Source organism: Sinomonas sp. ASV322, assembly GCF_030908245.1.
Taxonomy (GTDB): domain Bacteria; phylum Actinomycetota; class Actinomycetes; order Actinomycetales; family Micrococcaceae; genus Sinomonas.
On record NZ_JAVFJJ010000011.1, the window covers coordinates 1 to 20,025 of the forward strand.

Annotated in this window: 17 protein-coding genes; 5 read left to right on the forward strand and 12 right to left on the reverse strand. The window is 69.8% G+C overall.

What is annotated here, in order from left to right:
* The 4 genes from RBS12_RS14265 to RBS12_RS14280 all read right to left on the reverse strand — a co-directional run.
* A partial coding sequence (locus RBS12_RS14265) for a beta strand repeat-containing protein (protein ID WP_373886527.1) occupies positions 1–3,378 on the reverse strand: 3,378 nt, incomplete at its 3' end.
* A gap of 80 nt (positions 3,379–3,458) precedes the next feature.
* Positions 3,459–4,643, reverse strand: a complete 1,185-nt coding sequence (locus RBS12_RS14270) for a hypothetical protein (RefSeq protein ID WP_307966790.1) — start codon at positions 4,641–4,643, stop codon at positions 3,459–3,461.
* Between the two features lie 282 nt (positions 4,644–4,925).
* Positions 4,926–5,450: a MarR family transcriptional regulator gene (locus tag RBS12_RS14275; protein ID WP_307966791.1), complete on the reverse strand. Its 525-nt coding sequence runs from the start codon at positions 5,448–5,450 to the stop codon at positions 4,926–4,928.
* A 258-nt stretch (positions 5,451–5,708) separates the two neighbouring features.
* A complete protein-coding gene (locus RBS12_RS14280) occupies positions 5,709–6,617 on the reverse strand; it encodes a carbon-nitrogen hydrolase family protein (RefSeq protein ID WP_307966792.1) in 909 nt (302 codons plus the stop codon).
* 133 nt (positions 6,618–6,750) lie between these two features.
* Between RBS12_RS14280 and RBS12_RS14285 the strand changes: the two genes are divergently transcribed.
* Complete coding sequence (locus tag RBS12_RS14285) at positions 6,751–7,464, forward strand: TetR/AcrR family transcriptional regulator (protein WP_307966793.1); 714 nt, start codon at positions 6,751–6,753, stop codon at positions 7,462–7,464.
* Here the strand turns inward: RBS12_RS14285 and RBS12_RS14290 are convergent.
* A complete protein-coding gene (locus RBS12_RS14290; RefSeq protein ID WP_307966794.1) occupies positions 7,364–7,912 on the reverse strand; it encodes a VOC family protein in 549 nt (182 codons plus the stop codon). The two genes, RBS12_RS14285 and RBS12_RS14290, sit on opposite strands and share 101 nt — an antisense overlap.
* Positions 7,913–7,977: 65 nt before the next feature.
* Between RBS12_RS14290 and RBS12_RS14295 the strand changes: the two genes are divergently transcribed.
* Together RBS12_RS14295 and RBS12_RS14300 are read left to right on the forward strand one after the other, a co-directional pair.
* Positions 7,978–8,790, forward strand: a complete 813-nt coding sequence (locus tag RBS12_RS14295) for a helix-turn-helix transcriptional regulator (RefSeq protein ID WP_307966795.1) — start codon at positions 7,978–7,980, stop codon at positions 8,788–8,790.
* Positions 8,791–8,832: 42 nt separating this feature from the next.
* Positions 8,833–9,606: a hypothetical protein gene (locus tag RBS12_RS14300; protein WP_307966796.1), complete on the forward strand. Its 774-nt coding sequence runs from the start codon at positions 8,833–8,835 to the stop codon at positions 9,604–9,606.
* A gap of 66 nt (positions 9,607–9,672) precedes the next feature.
* Here the strand turns inward: RBS12_RS14300 and RBS12_RS14305 are convergent, their stop codons facing one another.
* From RBS12_RS14305 to RBS12_RS14315, 3 genes are all read right to left on the reverse strand, one after another.
* Positions 9,673–11,265 (reverse strand): AMP-binding protein, encoded by a 1,593-nt coding sequence (locus tag RBS12_RS14305; RefSeq protein WP_307966797.1) that lies wholly within the window; start codon positions 11,263–11,265, stop codon positions 9,673–9,675.
* Between the two features lie 155 nt (positions 11,266–11,420).
* A complete protein-coding gene (locus RBS12_RS14310) occupies positions 11,421–11,906 on the reverse strand; it encodes an SRPBCC family protein (RefSeq protein WP_307966798.1) in 486 nt (161 codons plus the stop codon).
* Between the two features lie 169 nt (positions 11,907–12,075).
* A complete protein-coding gene (locus RBS12_RS14315; protein ID WP_307966799.1) occupies positions 12,076–13,023 on the reverse strand; it encodes a YafY family protein in 948 nt (315 codons plus the stop codon).
* A 128-nt stretch (positions 13,024–13,151) separates the two neighbouring features.
* Between RBS12_RS14315 and RBS12_RS14320 the strand changes: the two genes are divergently transcribed.
* Complete coding sequence (locus tag RBS12_RS14320; RefSeq protein ID WP_307966800.1) at positions 13,152–13,400, forward strand: hypothetical protein; 249 nt, start codon at positions 13,152–13,154, stop codon at positions 13,398–13,400.
* Between the two features lie 9 nt (positions 13,401–13,409).
* On the opposite strand, the gene RBS12_RS14325 is transcribed toward RBS12_RS14320, so the two are convergent.
* Positions 13,410–14,015: a phosphatase PAP2 family protein gene (locus RBS12_RS14325; protein WP_307966801.1), complete on the reverse strand. Its 606-nt coding sequence runs from the start codon at positions 14,013–14,015 to the stop codon at positions 13,410–13,412.
* Between the two features lie 83 nt (positions 14,016–14,098).
* On the opposite strand from RBS12_RS14325, the gene RBS12_RS14330 reads away from it, so the two are divergent.
* Complete coding sequence (locus RBS12_RS14330) at positions 14,099–15,271, forward strand: acyl-CoA dehydrogenase family protein (RefSeq protein WP_307966802.1); 1,173 nt, start codon at positions 14,099–14,101, stop codon at positions 15,269–15,271.
* A 114-nt stretch (positions 15,272–15,385) separates the two neighbouring features.
* Here RBS12_RS14330 and RBS12_RS14335 read toward each other — a convergent pair whose 3' ends face one another.
* From RBS12_RS14335 to RBS12_RS14345, 3 genes are all read right to left on the reverse strand, one after another.
* On the reverse strand, positions 15,386–17,062 hold the full coding sequence (locus RBS12_RS14335) for an amidohydrolase family protein (RefSeq protein WP_307966803.1): 1,677 nt from the start codon (positions 17,060–17,062) through the stop codon (positions 15,386–15,388).
* Between the two features lie 120 nt (positions 17,063–17,182).
* The gene (locus RBS12_RS14340) at positions 17,183–18,385 is read right to left on the reverse strand and encodes an NAD(P)/FAD-dependent oxidoreductase (protein ID WP_307966804.1); all 1,203 of its coding nucleotides are present in this window, start codon (positions 18,383–18,385) and stop codon (positions 17,183–17,185) included.
* Between the two features lie 117 nt (positions 18,386–18,502).
* Positions 18,503–20,020 (reverse strand): dihydrolipoamide acetyltransferase family protein, encoded by a 1,518-nt coding sequence (locus tag RBS12_RS14345; RefSeq protein WP_307966805.1) that lies wholly within the window; start codon positions 20,018–20,020, stop codon positions 18,503–18,505.
* Positions 20,021–20,025 lie beyond the last annotated feature (5 nt).

The following is a 20,025-nucleotide window of genomic DNA, read 5'->3' on the forward strand; positions in this document are numbered from 1 at the left end:
CGGCACGCCGGGCAGGCCCGGGAGGCCGCCACCGCTCGGAAGCTGACCAAGCAGGCCATCAACCGTGCTCGTCACCGTGCCCGGAAGGTCGCCCACGTTCGGCAGACCCGGAACCGACGGAACACCCGGAACACCGGGGAGCCCGCCACCGCTCGGAAGCTGACCAAGCAGCCCATCGACCGTGCTCGTCACCGTGCCCGGAAGGCCACCCACATTCGGCAGACCCGGAACCGACGGAACCCCCGGAAGGCCCGGAACCGACGGAACCCCCGGAAGACCCGGAACCGACGGAACACCCGGAACACCCGGGAGCCCGCCACCGCTCGGAAGCTGACCCAGCAGCCCATCGACCGTGCTCGTCACCGTGCCCGGAAGGCCACCCACATTCGGGACACCCGGAACCGACGGAACCCCCGGAAGGCCCGGAAGGCCACCCACATTCGGCAGACCCGGAACCGACGGAACCCCCGGAAGGCCCGGAACCGACGGAACACCCGGAACACCCGGGAGCCCGCCACCGCTCGGAAGCTGACCCAGCAGCCCATCGACCGTGTTCGTCACCGTGCCCGGAAGGCCGCCCACATTCGGGACACCCGGAACCGAAGGAACACCCGGAAGACCCGGGAGGCTCGGCACGCCGGGCAGGCCCGGGAGGCCGCCACCGCTCGGAAGCTGACCAAGCAGGCCATCAACCGTGCTCGTCACCGTGCCCGGAAGGTCGCCCACGTTCGGCAGACCCGGAACCGACGGAACCCCCGGAAGGCCCGGAACCGACGGAACCCCCGGAAGGCCCGGAACCGACGGAACACCCGGAACACCGGGGAGCCCGCCACCGCTCGGAAGCTGACCCAGCAGCCCATCGACCGTGCTCGTCACCGTGCCCGGAAGGCCACCCACATTCGGAACACCCGGAACCGACGGAACACCCGGGAGGCCGCCGCCGGTCGGAAGCTGACCCAGAAGGCCATCAACCGTGTTCGTCACCGTGCCCGGGAGGCCGCCCACATTCGGCAGACCCGGAACCGACGGAACGCCGGGGAGGCCCGGGAGCCCGCCACCGTTCGGAAGCTGACCCAGCAGCCCATCGACCGTGTTCGTCACCGTGCCGGGAAGGTCGCCCACGCTCGGCAGACCCGGCAGTCCCGGAACCGACGGGACACCTGGCAGGCCCGGAACCGACGGAACACCCGGAACACCGGGGAGCCCGCCACCGCTCGGAAGCTGACCCAGCAGCCCATCGACCGTGTTCGTCACCGTGCCGGGAAGGTCGCCCAGACCCGGCAGACCCGGCAGGCCCGGAACCGACGGGACACCTGGCAGGCCCGGAACCGACGGGACACCTGGAACACCCGGGAGGCCGCCGCCGTTCGGAAGCTGACCAAGCAGGCCGTCGACCGTGCTCGTCACCGTGCCCGGAATGCCTCCCACATTCGGAAGACCCGGAACCGACGGAACACCCGGAACACCCGGGAGGCCGCCACCGTTCGGAAGCTGACCAAGCAGGCCATCGACCGTGTTCGTCACCGTGCCCGGAATGCCTCCCACATTCGGAAGACCCGGAACCGAGGGAACACCCGGAAGACCGGGGAGGCCGCCACCGTTCGGAAGCTGACCAAGCAGGCCATCAACCGTGTTCGTCACCGTGCCCGGAAGGCCGCCCACATTCGGCAGACCCGGAACCGACGGAACACCGGGCAGGCCAGGGAGTCCGCCGCCCGGGGTCCCACCGAGATCGGGCCCCGTCACGAACAGGTGAGACGCGCCATGCGTCGGAGCCGCGGCGTCGACAAAGACGTTCTCGCTATCGGTTCCGATCCGGTCCGTCGTAGAAACCCCGTGAGGCCCAGCCGTCAGGTCCCAGACATCCTTCACACCAGCGACATCCAGGTTCTTCCCGACATTCACGCCATCGGGGGTGATCCCGGCGTGAACCGAGCCGACACCCGGAACCGGCAGGACAATGCTCTCCGGATTGACTGCCGGGAGGCCCGGAAGCCCGCCATTCGGCACCTGGCCGAGTGCGCCGTCGACCGTGTTCACGACGCCGCCCGGAACGCCCGCGACGTCCGGAACACCGGGAACACCGGGAACACCAGGCGTGTTCGGGTTGCCAAGAGCGCTGTTGACGGTGTTAACAACGTGGTTCACGGCAGCCTCGGGCGTGCCAAGCAGCGAACCAGGATCAGGGGTCCCCCCACCCGGAGTTGCGCCGCCGCCGGGAAGCTGGCCGCTGCCGGGCAGCTGGCTGACGCCGGGGAGGCCCCCAACCGTCTGCCCCGCGGAGTTGATTGCCCGCTCGGCGGCCACAACCGGCGCGCCGAGAAGCGAGCCGGGCTCGTTGATCCCACCGCCCGGAAGCTGCCCGCCGCCCCCACCGGGGAGCTGGCCGGGCACTTGGCCGAACGCGCCGCCGACTGTGTCGAGCACGTTCGTGGGAAGGCTGCCCGGGAGACCGCCGACGCCGGGAAGACCGGGAACCGGTCCGCCGCCCGTGAGGATCTGGCCTGTGGCCTGATCGACGGCGTGGTCGGCCGTGCTGATGGTGTCAGCGACCGGACCGGTGAGGCCGTGCACCGGGCACGGGGAGGTCAGGCAGCCGCATGGTGCCTGAGAGAGAGTAGAGATCGCGTGATCGAGCGTCGCGGCGGTCTGGTTGACCGCGCCATTCGCGGTACCAGGGTTGATCACGCCGCCCCCCACAAGCTGGCCAGTCGCCTGGTCCACGGCATGGTCGACGGTTCCCACCGTCTGGGTGATGGCCCCTGCCACCGAATCCGCAACGGGTCCGCCGGTCGGGAGCGGGGCCCCCGCTGCTGCCTGACCGAGGACGTCGTCCACGATGTCGTTGATGACGCCTGCCCCCTGGGCACCTGCGGTGCCGGCGGTCTGCGTCGTGGCGCCAGCGGCCGCTCCGGTCGTCTGTCCGACGGCCCCCGCGGTCGTGCTCGCGGCCTGGTTCGCGGAGCTGCCCGCGGTTCCAATGGTCTGGTTCGTCGAGCTGCCAGCCGTGCCGACCGTCTGGTTGGCAGCACTGCCCGTTGTGCCAACCGTCTGGTTTGAGGTGGTGCCCGCGGTGCCGACAGCGTTGTTGGTCGTGCCGGTCGCGCCACCAGCTGGGGCGCCTGCGGACGGGGTGATGGGTGCCGTAATGGCTCCGCCGACGGTGCCGACGGTCTGGTTCACCGTGCCGCCGACAGTGCCGACGGTCTGATTCAGGGTGCTGCCAACAGCACCGAGGATGGACCCTGCGCTGGGCGCAACGGGTACCGGAACGGGAGTGGTCGCGCTCGCGTCGGCGAGGGCTGCGGACTGGCCGATGCCGTAAAGGCCGCCGGCCACGAGGGTGCCGAGAAGAGCTCGGCGGGCATACCTGTTCACCTGAAACTCCTGACTGGATCAAAGGGACGCGCGAATGCGCGGATGAGACTTTGTCTGCATGAGGCAGACGCGTCCCTTGATCAGTCGGGAGTAGAACCGGGGTCGAAAGCCGGCGTGGGCGGCACGGGGCCACCGTGAGCCAGCACGTCGTTGCTCACGTGCTGAACCGGCGCAGAAGGCGCTGCGGAGATCGCCGCAGGCTGGCCCTGTCCGCCGCGGAGGGCGGACGAGGCGGCCGAAGAGCTGAGGACGGACTGCTCGGGGAGCGGCGCGTGCGAGGGCCCTGCCGGGCCGTCCGACGGCGCGATGGCGCCAACTCCGGACCCGAGGGAGGCAACGCCGTCGGCCGCCCAGAAGGCGGGCCAATCGGCGGCGAGGTTCCTCGTCCGCATCGCCTGGGCGGCGGCCGCGAGCTTGTCCGCGGGTGCCGCGCCGTTGGCGGCGGCAGCCGCCGCAGCGGGCGACGCCGACGAGCCGGCCAGCGATCCAACGTCGCCGACGCGGCCACCAAGACCGCCGACGCCGCCCGTTCCCTGGGAGCCAGAGCCCACCACGGGAAGGGAGCCGACAGCGCCCTGCTGCGGAAGCGGGAGCGAAGTCACCGCGCCGCCCACTGTGCCCCCGGTCGTCGAAACGGTGTTCCCGACTCCGGAGACCACACCATCGACGACGGGGGCGAGCGGCGCGAGCGGACCCGAAAGCACCGGGTCCGTCAACGACGAGATCGAGTGGAGGTCTGAGCCGAGGGTCGACGTCGTCGTGGTGACCACTGAAGAGACCGTTCCCTGAAGCGCCCCGGTTACCTCCGGAACGAGCGGAACCGCCGAGGCAACGGTCGACGACGCCGTGTCGACGACCGCCTCAACGGTCCCCTGAAGCTGGTTGGTCACCCCTGGGACCTCGTTGGTCACGGCCTGAGTCACCGTCGGGACGAGCGGAACGGCCGACGCAACCGGGGAGACCGCGTTGTTGACGGCCGTCGAGACTGCCTGGACGGGGCTCGACACGGCTCGCACCGGGCTCGACACGGGCGCTGCGGCACCCGTGGAGCTCGCGGGCGCGAGCGCGGAGGAGGCGACTGACGAAACGGTTGACGTCACAGACGAGACGGCCGAGGTGGCCGATGCGAGAGTTCCCGTGAGGTCCGTCGAGGCTGAGGCGGATGCGCTCGAGAGGAGCACCCAGCCGACCCCGAGGCCGGCTGCCACTGCCGCGTGCCGGGCAAGGCGGAGAACACGCGAGCGCGTGTCTGGCGTCAAGCGCATGTCCCCTCCCCTCTGCGGACCGCTGTGGCATTACCCATACGGATGTACAAACTAAGGCACACTCAACAGGATCTTTACGCTTCCTGTCAAGCGAAATACGAGACGTGGATCGAGCGAGTCGATTCTCGCAACACCCGGTGTGGCATGGAAGCAAGGCGGGCGGTCGGTTTTGGCCGTCCAGCTAGATATTAGAGGTATCCGCACGAGCGCACAAGACCCATCGGTGTTGAGCCCGGTGAACGCATTGTGACCGCTGCGCGACACCGCCCCGGCGGCCGCGAGTCAGGAGTCGGACTGAGGGCGGAGAGATTTCGAGATCTCTTCCGCGGCGACTGCCTGCGCCTGGGAGAGCCTCTCCATGAAACCCGCGATCGTGAGCAGCTGATCCTCGGAGTACGTCGCGTAGATCGCACGGAGCTGCCCGATCCACGGGGCGAAGAGCGGCCCCAGCTCCGCGTTGATTCGGTCAGTCCGCGCCTCGACGAGGATCCGACGGCCGTCTTCGGGGTGCGGCCGGCGCTCGGCGTACCCGCGATGCTCGAGGCGGCCGATGAGGTCGGTGACCGTCGGCTTGGCGAGGCCAGCCTCCTTCGAGAGCTGCGAATGCGTGAGCGGCCCTCGGCGCAGGAGGATGTCGAGGGCTTCCTCTTCCGACGCCGAGAGCCCCAGGTGTTCCGCGATCGCGGCATGGAACATGACGGTCGCGGAGCTCAGGTCGCGGCCCGCGAGATCGAGGCGCTCATAGAGCCCGCCATCCGCGGGGGTCGTCTGAAGGTCTTCGCGTTCGGTGTTCGAGGCGTTCGGCATGGGCCGAGTTTACGCGCGCATTCCGTTCGGCTGGGCGAACTAAACAAGTTGATGACACAATCGGTCAATTTGTCAGCGGGCCGAGAGGTCTCCCCCGTCGGCGTCGCACGCGAGGCCGCGGCAGATCGTTCGGGCCGCCGAACGATTCGTTCGGTCCGCCGAACCATCTCGGCGCGGCAGCCAGACCTCCGCGCGCGTCACCCCACGGCCCGTCACCCCGCGGGAACCAGACCTCCGCGGCACCCCACTCCGCGCCCATCACCCCGCGACGATGGCCCGCTCGGGGCGAAGGTCCCCGGGCGTCTCGGGCGAGAGCGCGGGGTACCACGTCGCGGGGTCGATGTATCCGTTGTAGAGAGGGAGCGCGAGCGGCGCGTCTCCGTCGCGGAAGAAGTCCCACGGCCACGAATCGCAGCTCGTCCCGAACTTCCTGGCCGCGGCGACGCGATCGAAGTCCACGACGCCGACGAACGTCGCATCCTCCATGCCGGACGATTCGATGCGAAGGGCCCCCTCGGGGTCGACCAGGAGGGTCTTGCCGAAGGCGGTCGGGGCCGCACCGTTGACGCTCGCGACCCACACCTGGTTGACGATCGCGTTGGCGACGTTGATGGGCACTTCCTGGGCGCGGCCCGCCGTCGTGGTCTGGACGACGTTGACGATGAGTTCCGCACCCATCCACGCGAGATGGCGCGAGACCTCGGGGTACCACGCGTCGTAGCAGATCGAGAGGCCCACGCGGCCCTTGCCCGGGATGTCGAACACGACGAAGTCGCGCCCGATGGCCATCGGCTCGTACGGGCGCCACGTGAAGATCTTCCGATAGCTCGCGACGAGTTCCCCGCCCGGGCCGTAGACGACGGCGGTGTTGTAGACCGTGCCGTCGTCGGCGCGCTCGAGGACGCTCCCGGGGATGAGCCAGATGCCGAGTTCGCGCGCGAGCGCGGAGAGAGCGGCTCCGCGCGGCCCGTCGAGCGGCTCGGCATACTCGGCGTACGCCTCCTCGACGCTCATGGATTCGACACCGAGGGAGCACAAGTGGAGCTCCGGGTACACGACCAACTCCGCCGCATTGGGAGACTTCATGCGGGCGCGGAGCCCGCGGGCGAAGCCTTCGAAGGTTTCGGCGGGGGCTTGGACAAGGGCGATTCGCAGGTGGCGGCTCATGGGTGGCTCTTCCGTGACGGCGCTGGCAGGGATGGGACGGGCGTGATGCGTGCCCCGCATTAGATTATTTAAAATTTATTTAAAGAACGAAGGAACCGTCAAGCCCCCCTCTCGTGCGTGACAGAATGACGGCATGGCACGGCCGAAGAACCAGGCAGCACGCCGGCTCGAGCTCGTGTCGGTCACGTCGGAGCTTCTCGTGGAACGCGGGGCCAGCGGGGCGCGCCTGACGGACATCGCCACCGCGGCAGGACTCACCCCCGCCGCCGTGACGTATTACTACCCGAACCTCGTCGAGCTCTACGCGGACACGTACGCGACCGCGACCCAGGAGTACGTCACGAAACGGCGAGAAAGCGTCGACAAGGTGAGCGGCGCCGTCGCCCGCCTTGTCGAATGCCTCAGGCTCGGCGTCCCCCGGAAGGGGACGAGCTCCTACGCCGCGACCGTGCTGCTCATCGAGCTCGCGGCGCTCGAATCGCGCGAACCCGCCGTCGCCCTCGCCGGGGAGGCGTTCGGGCGCGAGCAGGTCCGGCTCATCGAGGCGATCCTCGCCGAGGGAGAGGACGACGGCGTCTTCCGGCCCGCGCACGGACCGGCGGCCGCGGCGCGCGCCATCCTCGCGCTCGAAGATGGGCTCGCGCCGTCGGTCATCTCAGGCCGCCTCACGCCAGAGGAGTCGCTCGAGCTCACCCTCGCGATGGCCGGAACGCTCGTGGGTGCGGAGCTGGCAGCCGCGCCGGCCTCTACTCCCCCGCCGCGCCCGCCCCGCCTTGCATCGACGCCGCCCACTCGGCCACGCGCCGCGCGACCTCCTCATCGGAGACATCCTCGACCCGCGTCATGACGGACCAGCGGATGCCGAACGGATCGCGGATGCTCGCGTACCGGTCCCCCGTCACGAACGTCGCGGCGGGCTCGCGTAGCGTCGCGCCGGCCGCAACGGCCCGCTCGACGGCGGCGTCGACATCGGGCAGGTAGACGCCGAGGGAGAGGCAGTCGTCGTCGCCCGCGGGCGGCAGGACGAGGTGGTAGGCAGGGTTCGCGTCGCCGAGCTCGAGGCGGCCACTGCCGAAGTCGAGTACCGCATGCGCAACAATGGGCGTCCCATCCGGCCCCGGGAAGTCGGTGCGGCTCAGGAGCCTCGCCCCGAACACGGACTCGTAGAAGCGGATCGCGGCGCCGGCGCCGTCGACCACGATGAACGGGGTGAGGGACGTCGAGCCGCGCGGGGTGCCGTTGACGGTGTGCTCGCCGTTCGCCGCGGTGGTGGAGACAGTGTTCTGATCACTCATGCCGCCACCGTAAGCAGACACCGACGGCTTCCGCTTGAAGATTCGCGACACCCTACGATCGATTCGTGGACGAGCCAACTTCCCGCGGCCAGCTCACGCCGGACCCGCGCGCGCCGCTCGCGCGCATCGCGGCCCCGGAGTGGGCGAGCCACGCCATCAAGCACTTCTGGATCGCCGAGTGGTCGCTTCCCGCGGGCGAGCAGTCCCGGCAGCTCGTGCTCGGCTACCCCGTGCTCAACTTCGTCGCCGAACCGGGTCGGCTCGCGGTCTACGGGCCAACGACGACGGCGGGGACTCGAGTGCTCGAAGGCGCCGGATGGGCGGTGGGCGCCTTGCTGCGCCCCGCGGCCACACCGCTCTTCACGGACCGTCCCGCGAGGTTCGCGAACGGGGAACGCGACGTCGCGGCGCCCGGGCTGCACGCCGCCGTCGCCCGCGCGATGACGAGCGCGGCACCTGCGGCCAGCCGCTTCGCCGAGGCGACCCACGCCGTCGCCCGCTGGATCGTGGACCGCATCCCCGAGGCCGACGCGCGGGGACTCGAGGCGAACCGCATGGCCGATCTCGCGGACTCCGAGCCGGGGCTCCTCCGCGTCCCGGACCTCGCGGGGGCCATGGGGGTCTCGGAGCGGACGCTCGAACGGCTCGCCGCCGACTTCCTCGGCCCGACTCCCGCCGCGATCATGCGCCGGCGGCGTATCCAGCTCGCGGCCGAGCGCCTCCGGACCGATCCCGAGACGGGCCTCGCCGATCTCGCCCAAGAGCTCGGCTACGCGGACCAGCCGCACCTCACGCGAGACTTCCGGACCGTGCTCGGCGTGACGCCGCGCGAGTACGCCCGGATGGCGACGACAGCTCCCCGGGCGGCCGCCAGCTAGGCGCGGTACAGTCGCCTCAAGGGGGGTCCGAAGGAGGCGGGCATGACGATCCCCGAATCGTCCGAGCTTCTGCCGGCCGCGCCCCTCCTCCTCACGACGGAAGAGGTCCGGCTCCTGTGGGCCTTCGTCCACGGTGACATCATGAACGCGGCCATGCGCGCCTGGCTACGCGCCTCCCTCGGCTTCTGTCCCCGGCACACGTGGGCCTACGCGGTCGTGGAGATCGAGCTGTGGGAGGCCGGCGTCGGCGGACGCGGCGGGCACCAGCCGTTCGACGTGAGCGTGCTCTACGAATACCTTGCGCGCGACTTCGCACGGCGCCTCGCCCTCCCGCACGGCTGGGGCCGGCGCCCCGAGACGGTGCTCGTGCCGTCTCGCCGCTGCTATCTGTGCACGCAGCTCGAGGTGCCGCTCAAGGACGGCTTCGCGCTCGGCTACGCGAATTCGGACAGCGCGTCGCTCGCCGCCGAGGCGAATCTTCTCCTCCACACGCGGCGTTGGTGCGAGGCGACCGCGGACGAATGGAGCGACCGCGCGTGTCCCGCCTGCCTCGGGGTCCCCGGCGAGGCGCTCCTATGCCGCGCGCACCTCGCCGAACGGGTGCGCTCCGGCGAGGCGGACGACGGCGACCTGACCGCGTCGTCCCGCTTGCTCACCTCACTCGCGGATCGGCTTGCGATCCTCTCGACCTCCATGACGGCATCGGGCCAGCCCGCGGATACCGAGACCGAGGCGAGCTGGATCGAGACGCTCGGCTTCTTCGCGGGGTGGCGCTTCCCGGCGTTCCTCGCGGGCCTTGGTGGGCCCGCAGGGTGAGCGCCCCGAGAGGTGATTGGGGACGCCCGGCCACCTCCCGCCCCAAAAGCGACGGCGCCCCTGCCCTCACCCCCGCGCGCGGAGCTCCCGCCGCAGGATCTTGCCAGAAGCCGACTTCGGGATCGCGTCCACGAACTCGACCAGCCGCACGCGCTTGAACGACGCCACGTGCCCGGCAACGAACTCCATGACGTCGCCGTCCCCCAGCTCGACCCCAGCCTGGGGGACGACGAAAGCCTTGGGCACCTCTTCGCCGTCGTCCGCGCGGACGCCGATGACCGCCGCGTCGGCGATCTGCGGATGTGCGAGCAGTACGGCCTCGAGCTCGGCGGGCGCAATCTGGTAGCCCTTGTACTTGATGAGCTCCTTGAGCCGGTCGACGATCGTCACGATGCCGTCCGCCGTGACGGTCGCGATGTCGCCGGTGTGGAGGAAGCCGTCGGGGTCGATGGTGGCGGCCGTTGCGTCGGGCTGGTTGAGGTAGCCCAGCATGACCTGCGGCCCGCGGACGAGGAGCTCGCCGCGCGGACTCTCGCCCTCAGCCGGGATCTCGATCTCCTCGCCGGTCGCGGGATCGAGGAGCTTGCACTGGGTGTTCGGCAGCGAGTAGCCGATCGAATCGAGAGGAATGCGGTCTGCGGCTTCGAGCGGGATGACATGGGAGACCGGGCTCAGCTCGGTCATGCCATAGCCCTGGGTCACGACGCACCCAAGTCGGCGGGCGACCGCGCGGCCCAGCTCGCCGTCGAGCGGCGCCGCGCCCGAGACCGCCGCGCGCACGGTCGAAAGATCGTACGCCGCAACGAGCGGATGCTTCGCGAGCGCGACCGCGATGGGCGGCGCGATGTACAGGAACGTGCACCGATGGTCCTGGATGACGCGCAGGAACTCGGCGAGGTCGAACTTGGGCATCGTGACGAGCCGCGCCCGCGAGGAGAAGGCCAGGTTGAGCAGGACGGTCAGCCCATAGATGTGGAAGAACGGCAGGACGGCGAGGACCACGTCGTCCTGAGAGGTGCCGAGCGGAGCCCGCGATTGCGCCACATTCGCGACGAGGTTGTACTGGCTCAGCATGACGCCCTTCGGCGTGCCGCTCGTGCCCGAGGAGTACGGGATGACCGCCACCGCGTGCGGGTCGATCTCCACTCCGGGCGCCGGTAGGCCCGCTCGCAGGGCGTCCGCGAGGGAGGGATGGCCGGCCGCGGTCGCGGCAGCGCCGCCGTCGAGCACGACGAGCCGTTCGGCCGGGATGCCGGCGTCCCGCGCGGCGGCCTCGGCCCGATCGAGGAAGGGGCTTACGGTGACAAGCCATTCGGCGCCCGCGTCCTTGAGCTGCCGCGCGGTCTCGTCGGCCGTATAGAGGGCGTTGACCGTGGTCACCGCCGCGCCCGCGCGGAGGATCCCATGGAAGACGACGGCGAAGGCGGGAACGTTGGGGCAGAACAGGCCTAGCGTGGTCCCCGGTCCTACGTCGCGGCCCGCGAGCCACCCGGCGAGGGCGTCAATGCGGGCGACAAGCTGCCCGTACGTGGTCTCGGCACCTGTCGTACCGTCCACGACGGCCACGCGATCCAGGTCGTCGGGGGTCAGGTCGCCAAACAGGTACTCGTAGAGCGTCGTCTCGGGGATCACGACGTCGGGATATGGGCTCGCGAACATGGCTCCATTGCAGTCGTTCCCCCGCGAACGGGCAAGGCCTCGCGTTCCCGTCCGGTTGTGAACTTCCAATCGATCGGGAACGCGGCGTGTCGCGGGCTGGACACGCGAAGCGCCTTGAACAAGCGGACCGGGGCGCAGGGAGTCGAGAAGGACGCTCAGTCTTCGTGCGTGCTGTTGACCGTGATCCTTGAACCTAGCCGTCGGGCCAACGCCTCGCCGCCTTCCTTCATCAGGACATCGTGGTTCCACCTGAACGCGGGCCTGAGGAGATGGCCGGCCAAATTCATCCACAGCTTGGTCGTGGCGACCTTCCACCTGAAGATTGTGGTCGTCGTCCCGTCTGCCTCCCCCAACTCCCACCTGCCCGATCCCTGGAGCTGGCCTCGAGCCACAAATTCGAGAACACGCGGAGGCTCCCGGACAATGATCTCGGACTCGAACGTCAGGGAATATGGCAGGGCCGTGGTCCAATGCACGCGATCTACCCGCCCAATTCCGTCTTTGTCGCCGGGGCGAATCAGGTCGACTCGAGCAACGTACTTCCACCACTGCGGATATGCCTTTGAATCTACGATGACGTCCCACACTTGCTCGCTGGGCGCATCGATGTCCCAGCGTGTCACAAACGAATACTGGGCCATGCCTGACCTCCAAAGCTGAAGATCTTCGTCGGCGGTCTGAACCGACCTGCTGCAGTTCTAACAGGTGCCAAGGCTGCAGCCAAGGAAACGCATCGTCGCATTCTGCGCGACTCCCGGTCAGGCGCTAGCCCGACCCGCGAATGTGAGCGAAGAACGCTGAACGGCCTCCTTACGCTCCGGCCGCCGTGAGCCGTTCCCCTAGGGCGCGCATGGCGTCGCGCAGCTCGGGCGGATCCAGCACGGTGACGGGCCAGCCGAGCCGCACCACGTGGTACGCGATGTAGTCGAGGTTGTCCGCCCCGGCCGTGAGCACCGAGTGGCCGTCCCCGTCCGATTCGACGACCGCCATGGTCGAGGGAACGCGCGCGGCAACTTCCTCGGCCGGCGCCGCTATCCGCACCCTCGCGACGAACTGGTACGGCGCCTGGGTGATGGACGCTCGGACATACTCGACGGCGTCGGGCGCGTCTCGCTGCCTGAACCGCCACCCTGTTCCGCGCGCGGCCGCCATGCGGTCGAGGCGGAACGTGCGCCAGTCGTCCCTGTCGAGGTCCCAGGCCATGAGATACCAGCGCCGTCCCGCGGCGACGAGCCGATAGGGCTCGACGCGGCGTTCGCGTCGCTCGCCGTCGGCCTTCGTGTAGTCGAAGGTCGCGCGCTCGGGCGTACGGATCGCGCGGGCGAGGGCGACGAGCACGTCGGCGTCGACGGCCGTCACGGGGCTGTCGAGGCTCACCGTCGCCTCGATGACCCCCTTGACTTCGGAGCGGAGCCTCGCCGGGAGGACCTGGTCGAGCTTCGCGAGGGAGCGGACTGCCGCCTCGCCGAGGCCTGCAACCGTCCCGCCCGCCGCAAGGCGGAGGCTCACCGCGACGGCGACCGCTTCCTCGTCGTCAAGGAGGAGGGGCGGCAGCGCCTTGCCCGCACCGAGCTGGTAGCCGCCCCCTGTTCCGTGTTCGGCCCGGACGGGGTAGCCGAGCTCGCGCAGGCGCTCGACGTCCCTCCGGACGCTGCGCGTCGTGACGCCGAGCCGCTCGGCGAGCTCGGCTCCCGTCCAGACGGGCCGCGATTGCAGGAGGTTGAGCAGGCTCAGGACTCGCTGGGTCGTGTCTCCCATGAAGACATGATGACGCGGAATCCGGACAGGATCTGTCCTCAACGCGCCCGCCGAGGCAGCGGACCGAAGCTGTCCTCATCGCCGAGGAGACTTGAGGCAGCCCCAGGAAGAACAACGAGGAGATCATCATGAGCACGGTTGCTGGGCACAGTTCCGCACGGCGGTTGACGACGAAGCAGCGCACGACGACGGCGCGCCCCGCCTCGCGCGGCGCGCACACCCGCAATCCGCGACGCGTCGAGGAACCGCGCGAGCAGGGAATCATGGCGCGGCTCCGGGCCGCATGGCGCGACGGCGCCCGGATGTCACGGGCGATCGACGACGCCCGCGAGGCCGCGTGGATGGCTGCAGGCGCGCGGGGCCATCGTCTCTGGTAGCGCAGGGCCCTACCCGAGCCACGCGAGGAGCATCCGCCACAGCCCCACGATGACCGCGCCGCCGAATACCGCCCCGGCCGCGAGCTGCGCCGGAGTGTGTGCGCGCAGGACGATCCGCGACCACATGACCACGGGGACGAGCAGAAGCGCGGGCCACCACGCTGGGCCGAAGAGGAACATGAGCGAAACCGCGGCGGACGTGATAGCCGCCGCGTGACCGCTGATCTTCCATACGAGACTCACGAGGGCGAGGAGGGCGATGCCGCCCACGAGCGCGAGGACCATCGCGATGACGCTCGCGGGCGCCTTGAGGAACGCGAGCACGCCGAGGCCCGCGAGCACGACGACGAGCGAGAGTGCGAGGACCGGACCGCGCTGCCGGCGGTCGCTCACGTGGTGATCCGAAACCTTCCCGGCGCGGACGAGGGCGACGAGGACGAGGAACGGAACAACGCACGTGAACACGGCCGCGATCACGCCGTACCAGATCGTCTCCGGAAAGCCCGGACTGCCCGCGGGGCTCAGCACCATCATGACGGCGACGACGATGGGCGGCTGGAACACCTCGGTGATCACGCGGGCGGCGGCATAGCGCCCCGGCAGGCCGAACAGCACGCGGCCAGTCTGCCATCTCCCATCGGGGCCCGCCTAACCGCGCCGCCGAAGCCGAGTCACGGGAGGACCGCTAGCCTTGCCTCGTGGACGCCGAAGTCTCTGACCCCTCCGACCTCATCTCCTTCAACGCGCTCCTCACCGACGAGGAGGCCGCCGCTCGCGATCGCGTCCGGGAGTTCGTGCGCGCGGAGATCAAGCCGAACATCGCGCGCTGGTACGAGGAGGCGCGCTTCCCGCTCGAGATCGTCCCCGAGCTCGGCCGCCTCGGGCTCCTCGGCATGCACCTCAGCGGCTACGGCTGCGCGGGCCGCTCCGCCGTCGAGTACGGGCTCGCGGGCGCCGAGCTCGAAGCCGGCGATTCGGGGCTGCGAACGTTCGTCTCCGTGCAGGGTTCACTCGCGATGTCCGCGATCTCCAAGCACGGCTCCGACGACCAGAAAGAGGAGTGGCTCCCCCGCATGGCCGCGGGCGAGGCGATCGGCTGCTTCGGGCTCACCGAGCCGACCGCGGGTTCGGACCCGGGAGCGATGCGCACGTTTGCGCGCCGTGACGGCGCGGATTGGCTGCTCTCGGGGAGCAAGCGGTGGATCGGTCTCGCCTCGGTCGCGCAGGTCGCCGTGATCTGGGCGCAGACGGACGACGGCGTGCGCGGCTTCGTCGTGCCGACGTCCAGTCCCGGGTTCACGGCGACGCCGATCGAGCCGAAGCTCTCGATGCGTGCGTCAATTCAATGCGACGTCCGCCTTGACGACGTGCGGCTGCCCGCAAGCGCCGTCCTTCCGGGGGCGGTCGGGTTGCGCGGGCCGTTCTCCTGCCTCAACGAGGCCCGGTACGGGATCATCTGGGGCGCGATGGGCGCTGCCCGCGACGCGTTCGAGGATGCCCTCGCCTATTCGAAGGAGCGCCTCCAGTTCGGCAGGACGCTCGCGGGCTATCAGCTCACGCAGGAGAAGCTCGTCAACATGGCGCTCGAGATCAACAAGGGCTTCCTCCTTGCGCTGCACCTCGGACGGCTCAAGGACGCCGGCCAGCTCGCGCCCCACCAGGTCAGCGTCGGGAAGCTCAACAACTGCCGCGAGGCGATCGAGATCTGCCGCGAGGCCCGAACGATCCTCGGCGGCAACGGCATCACACTCGACTATTCGCCGCTGCGGCACGCGAACAACCTCGAATCCGTCCGGACGTACGAGGGCACCGACGAGGTGCACACGCTGATCCTCGGCCAGCAGCTCACGGGCGTGGCGGCGTTCCGGTGAGCGCCTCCGCCGCATGACCGTCCCTCGGGGCCACAACCGTCCCTTGAGGGCGCGAATAAGGGACGGTCATGTCGGCTTCCGACGGTTATGCGTGCAACCAGGTGGGCTGACGCGCTAGGCGCGGTCGACGGCGGAAGCCGGCCGCGCGTCGTCGCACACCTTGCGCCCCGCGAACCAGGTCTGCCTCGCGCTCAGGTGACGCACGGCGTCGACCGGAATCTCGTAGGGGTTGTCTGAGAGGACGACCAAGTCGGCCGACTTGCCCACCGCGAGCGTCCCCGTGACGTCCGCGAGGCCCATGGCCTCGGCAGAGTCGCTCGTGTAGGCACGGATCGCCTCCTCGAGCGCGATGGCCTGCTCGGGCCAGAGCGTGCCGGGGAACTGGCCGCTCGGGTCCTGGCGGGTCACGAGGCCGTAGATTGCCTCCCACGCGTTCGGGGACACGCTCACGGGCCAGTCCGAGCCGCCCGCGAGGCGGGCGCCGAGGTCGAGGAGCGTTCGGTTGGGCTGCATCTTGGACGCGCGATCGGCCGGGAGGACGGTCGCGATCGCCTCGGAGATGACGCCGGGAAACCAGAGCGATGGCGAGATGTCCGCCGTGACGTCGAGCTCGGCGAAGCGCGCGAGGTCGTCCGGATGGACGAACTGGCCGTGCGCGATGTGGTACCGCACGCCCGTGTGGCCCGCAGCCCGGATTTTCGCGACGGTGTCGAGGACCAGCCGCACCGACGCGTCGCCCGTGCAATGGATCTTCGCGGAGATGCCGCGCTCTGCCGTGCTGGTGAGCCAGTGCTCGAGCTCGTTCGGATCCATCGTCGTCGAGCCGCAATGGCATTCGGGGAAGCCCACGCCCTCGAGGTACGGCTCGAGGAATGCGCCCGTGCCCGACGGCGGGACGCCGTCGAGGAAGATCTTGATGAAGTCAGGGCGGTGGTGTTCCGAGCGCGTCTCCTCGCGGTGCTCGATGATGCCCTCGCCGAGCGGGGTCGTGCCGAAGATGAAGTCGTTCGCCTGCATCGAGGTGACGACCCACGCATCGAGCCGGCCGGCGTCGTCGAGCTCCTTGAGCGCGCGCATCGTCTGGAGCGACGCCGCCGCGTCCTGGAAGGCGGTGACCCCGTAGGAGTGCAGAATCTCGATGCCGCGCACGGCCGCGCGGGCGACTTCGTCCTGGGAGATCGGCTGGAGCTCCGCGAGGGTGCGCTCCACGAGGACGCCCCCGGATTCGATGAGGACGCCGGTCGCGTTGCCGTCAGCGTCGCGGAGGATCTGGCCGCCGTCGGGATCCTCGGTGTCTCGCGCGATCCCGGCGAGCTCGAGCGCGCGGGAGTTGGCCCAGCGGTTGTGCTTCGAATCGTCCTTGAGGAGAGCCGGTCGACCGCCCGTCGCGGCGTCGAGGCGCGCAAGCGCGTCGGGCGTGTTGATCTCGTTGAGCAGCCCGGAGCCCCAGCTGCCGCCGACGACCCAGCGATCCTCCGGGAGGGCGGCGGCGTGGTCGGCGATCGCCGCGAGGAACTCGTCGAGGCTCAGCGTGGGCGGGGCGGCGAGCTCGAAGAGGTCCATTTGGCCCGCGAGCAGGAAGTGGTTGTGCACGTCGAGCAGGCTCGGCATGACATAGGCGCCATCGAGGTCGACGACGACGGTGGCCGGCCCGCGCAGGGCCTCGGCATCGTCGCCGAGCGCCGCGATTTTTCCGCCGACGACGGCGAGGGCGTGCGTGCGCGGGACTGCGTCGTCGAGCGTGTCGATGACGCCGTTGACCAGCAGGAGTTCTGCCTCGCGGTGGGACATGCGGCCCTCTCAGGTGTCGGCGATCACATCAGGTTCACACACGATAGGACTCCCCCGGCCGGAGGGCCTTGCCTCCCCGCGCGGGGAGCTTGGCCGACAGCGCACACAAGTGCGACGTGCTCAGCGAGTGGTGGCGGCGACGGACTCGGCGACGATCGCCGCGTCGGCACCCACGCCGAACATCAGTGACGACCTCCTCGTGCGCATGAAGTGCACGCCACAAAAGTACAGGCCGCGCACGACAGTGCTCGCACCGTCGACAGTCAGCGGGAAGCCCGCGTCGTCGACAACATTGGGCTCGATCCAGCTGTAGTCCGGGCGGAAGCCAGAGGTGATGATCACTGACCCCACCTCGCGCATGTCGAGTGCCTCGATTGGGTGGTAGCGGAATGGCAGCGGCTCTGGCAGGTCGGGGACCGCGATCCCCTGATGCGGCAGCTGGCTGCGCAGCAACTCGCGCAGGTCCGCCCATCGGGCGTCCCCGAACGCGACCGAAGCGGCGAGATCGTCGACGAAGTATGCGCGGCCGTCGGAAACATGCGACAGCCGCCCGAGCAGGGTCACGCCGAGTGCCTGCAGCACGCGGTAGTGCAGGTCGTGCCCGCCGCGGGCGCCGGTCGCCTGTACGTTGGCGGTCAGCCGAGCCGCTGGGTTCGGCAACTCGGCCAGGGTCTGGTCCATGAACGTCGTCTTCGCGATCCACGTGACGATGTCGAGGCCGTCGAGCCTGCGCGGAGCCCAGGGAGCTCGTCCGCAGGACAAGAACACGTCCCGGCCGGCCAGATGCAGTTCTTCGGCCAGTTGGCACCCGGTTTGCCCGCTGCCCACGATGAGCACCTTTCCGGGAGGCAGCCGATCCGGCTCGCGATACGCGCCCGTTTCGAGCACGGTCAGCCACGCCGGAAAGTCACCCGCGCCCGCCGGGCGATGCGCTCGCTGATATGCCCCCGTGCACACGACCACGACATCGGCGTGCATCTCGCCAGAGGACGTCATCAGGCGGAACCCGTCCTCGACCGCAGGGCGCAGCGAATCGACCCGGACTCCCTCGCGTATCGGTGCACCGAAACGGGCCGCGTAGCTCTGCAGGTAGGCGACGATCTCGTCGCGGGGGACATGGCCCTCGGGGTCGCCCCCGTCATAAGGACTGCCCGGCAGGTCGAGCGTCCAGTTCGGCGTGACGAGGGTGAAGCTCTCCCACCGCTCGCGCCAGGCTTGCCCAACTCGTGCAGCCTCGAGCACGGTGTGCCGCACCGACCGCTCGGTCAATTCCCTGCTGACCGCAAGACCGGCTTGGCCGGCCCCGATGACGACGACATCCACGTGCATATCATGGCCCGGCCCAATCCACCGCAACAGGGTCTGGGCGTCGGCTGATGCCGGGCGCGACGAGCTGGCCCGGTCACGCGTGGCCGGAGTCGCAGAAACCCACGACGCCGATCAGTCGAGCAGGAGCGCCGGCTCCTCCATGATCGCCGCGACGTCCGCCATGAAGCGCGCGGACAGGTCGCCGTCGACCACTCGGTGGTCAAACGAGCCGCCGAGCGTCGTGATCCACCGCGGGATGACCTCACCCGAGACGACCCATGGCTTGAGCTTGATCGTGCCGAACGCCACGATTGCCACCTCGCCCGGGTTGATGATCGGCGTGCCGATGTCGATGCCGAGCGCGCCGATGTTCGTGATCGTGAGCGTGCCGCCCTGCATGTCACCGGGCTTCGTCTTGCCTGCGCGTGCCGTCGTCGCGAGATCGTTGAGTGCGACCGCGAGCTCCTTGAGCGAAAGATCCTGCGCATTCTTGATGTTCGGCACGAGCAGGCCACGCGGGGTCGCCGCCGCAATGCCGAGGTTCATGAAGTGCTTGACGTGGATCTCGTCGCCATTCGGGGTGCCGACCCATTCAGAGTTCACGCTCGGGTTACGCGCAGCCGCCCAGACGACGGCCTTCGCGAGGATCAGGAGCGGCGAGACCTTGATGCCCTCGAAATCGCGCGACTTCTTGAGGCGCTGAACGAACTCCATCGTCCGCGACGCGTCGACGTCCACGAAGATGCTCACGTGCGGTGCCGAGAACGCCGAATCGACCATGGCCTTCGCGGTCGCCTTGCGCACTCCGCGCACCGGGACCACCTCGACGCGCTGGTCCTGAGGCTTCTTCGCCGGCTCCCAGAACGTCGGGGCCGCCGCGATCTCGCGCTCGCGCTGCGCCTGGTACGACTCGAGATCGGCCCGCGTCACCTCGCCCCGCGCACCCGTCGCGGGGACGTCGGCGAGGTTGATCCCGAGTTCCTTCGCGATGCGGCGGACGGGGGGCTTGGCGAGGACGCGGGTGAGCAGGCGGGCGACGGCGGTGTCCGGTTCCGGGGCAGGGGTCGCCTCCGCGCTTCCAGCGCTCGAATCGACGCGCCCGGGCAGCGTCACCGCCTGCTGGGATGAGCTATTGACCGTGGAGCTCGGGCTCGTTGGTGGCTGCTTGCGGGGGCGGCGCTTGACGGCGTCGGCCTTCGGGCCCGAGCCCACGAGGGGGCCACTCTCGACGCCGGGCTCCTGCATCTGGGGGACGGGGGCGTTCAGGGCCTCGGCCACCGCGGAGGATGCGGGAGCCGCGGTCGGTGCCGTCGGCGCGGATGCTGCCGGGGCAGGCGCAGCGCTCGGAGCCGGCACCGCGCTCGTCGCCGCCCCGCCGTCGTTCGCCCCTCCTGGCCCGGGAACCTCACCCGCGGTGCCGATGGCGATGATCGGCGAGCCGACCTCGATCGTCTCGTTCTCGGGGGCGAGCAGCTCGAGAACGGTGCCCTCGTACGGACTCGGTAGCTCGACGAGGCTCTTGGCGGTCTCGATCTCGCACAGGATGTCGTTGATGGCCACGGTGTCGCCGGGCTTGACCTTCCAGGAGACGATATCCGCCTCGGTCAGGCCCTCGCCGACGTCCGGGAGGTTGAAGATCTGCTTGCTCATGGGGC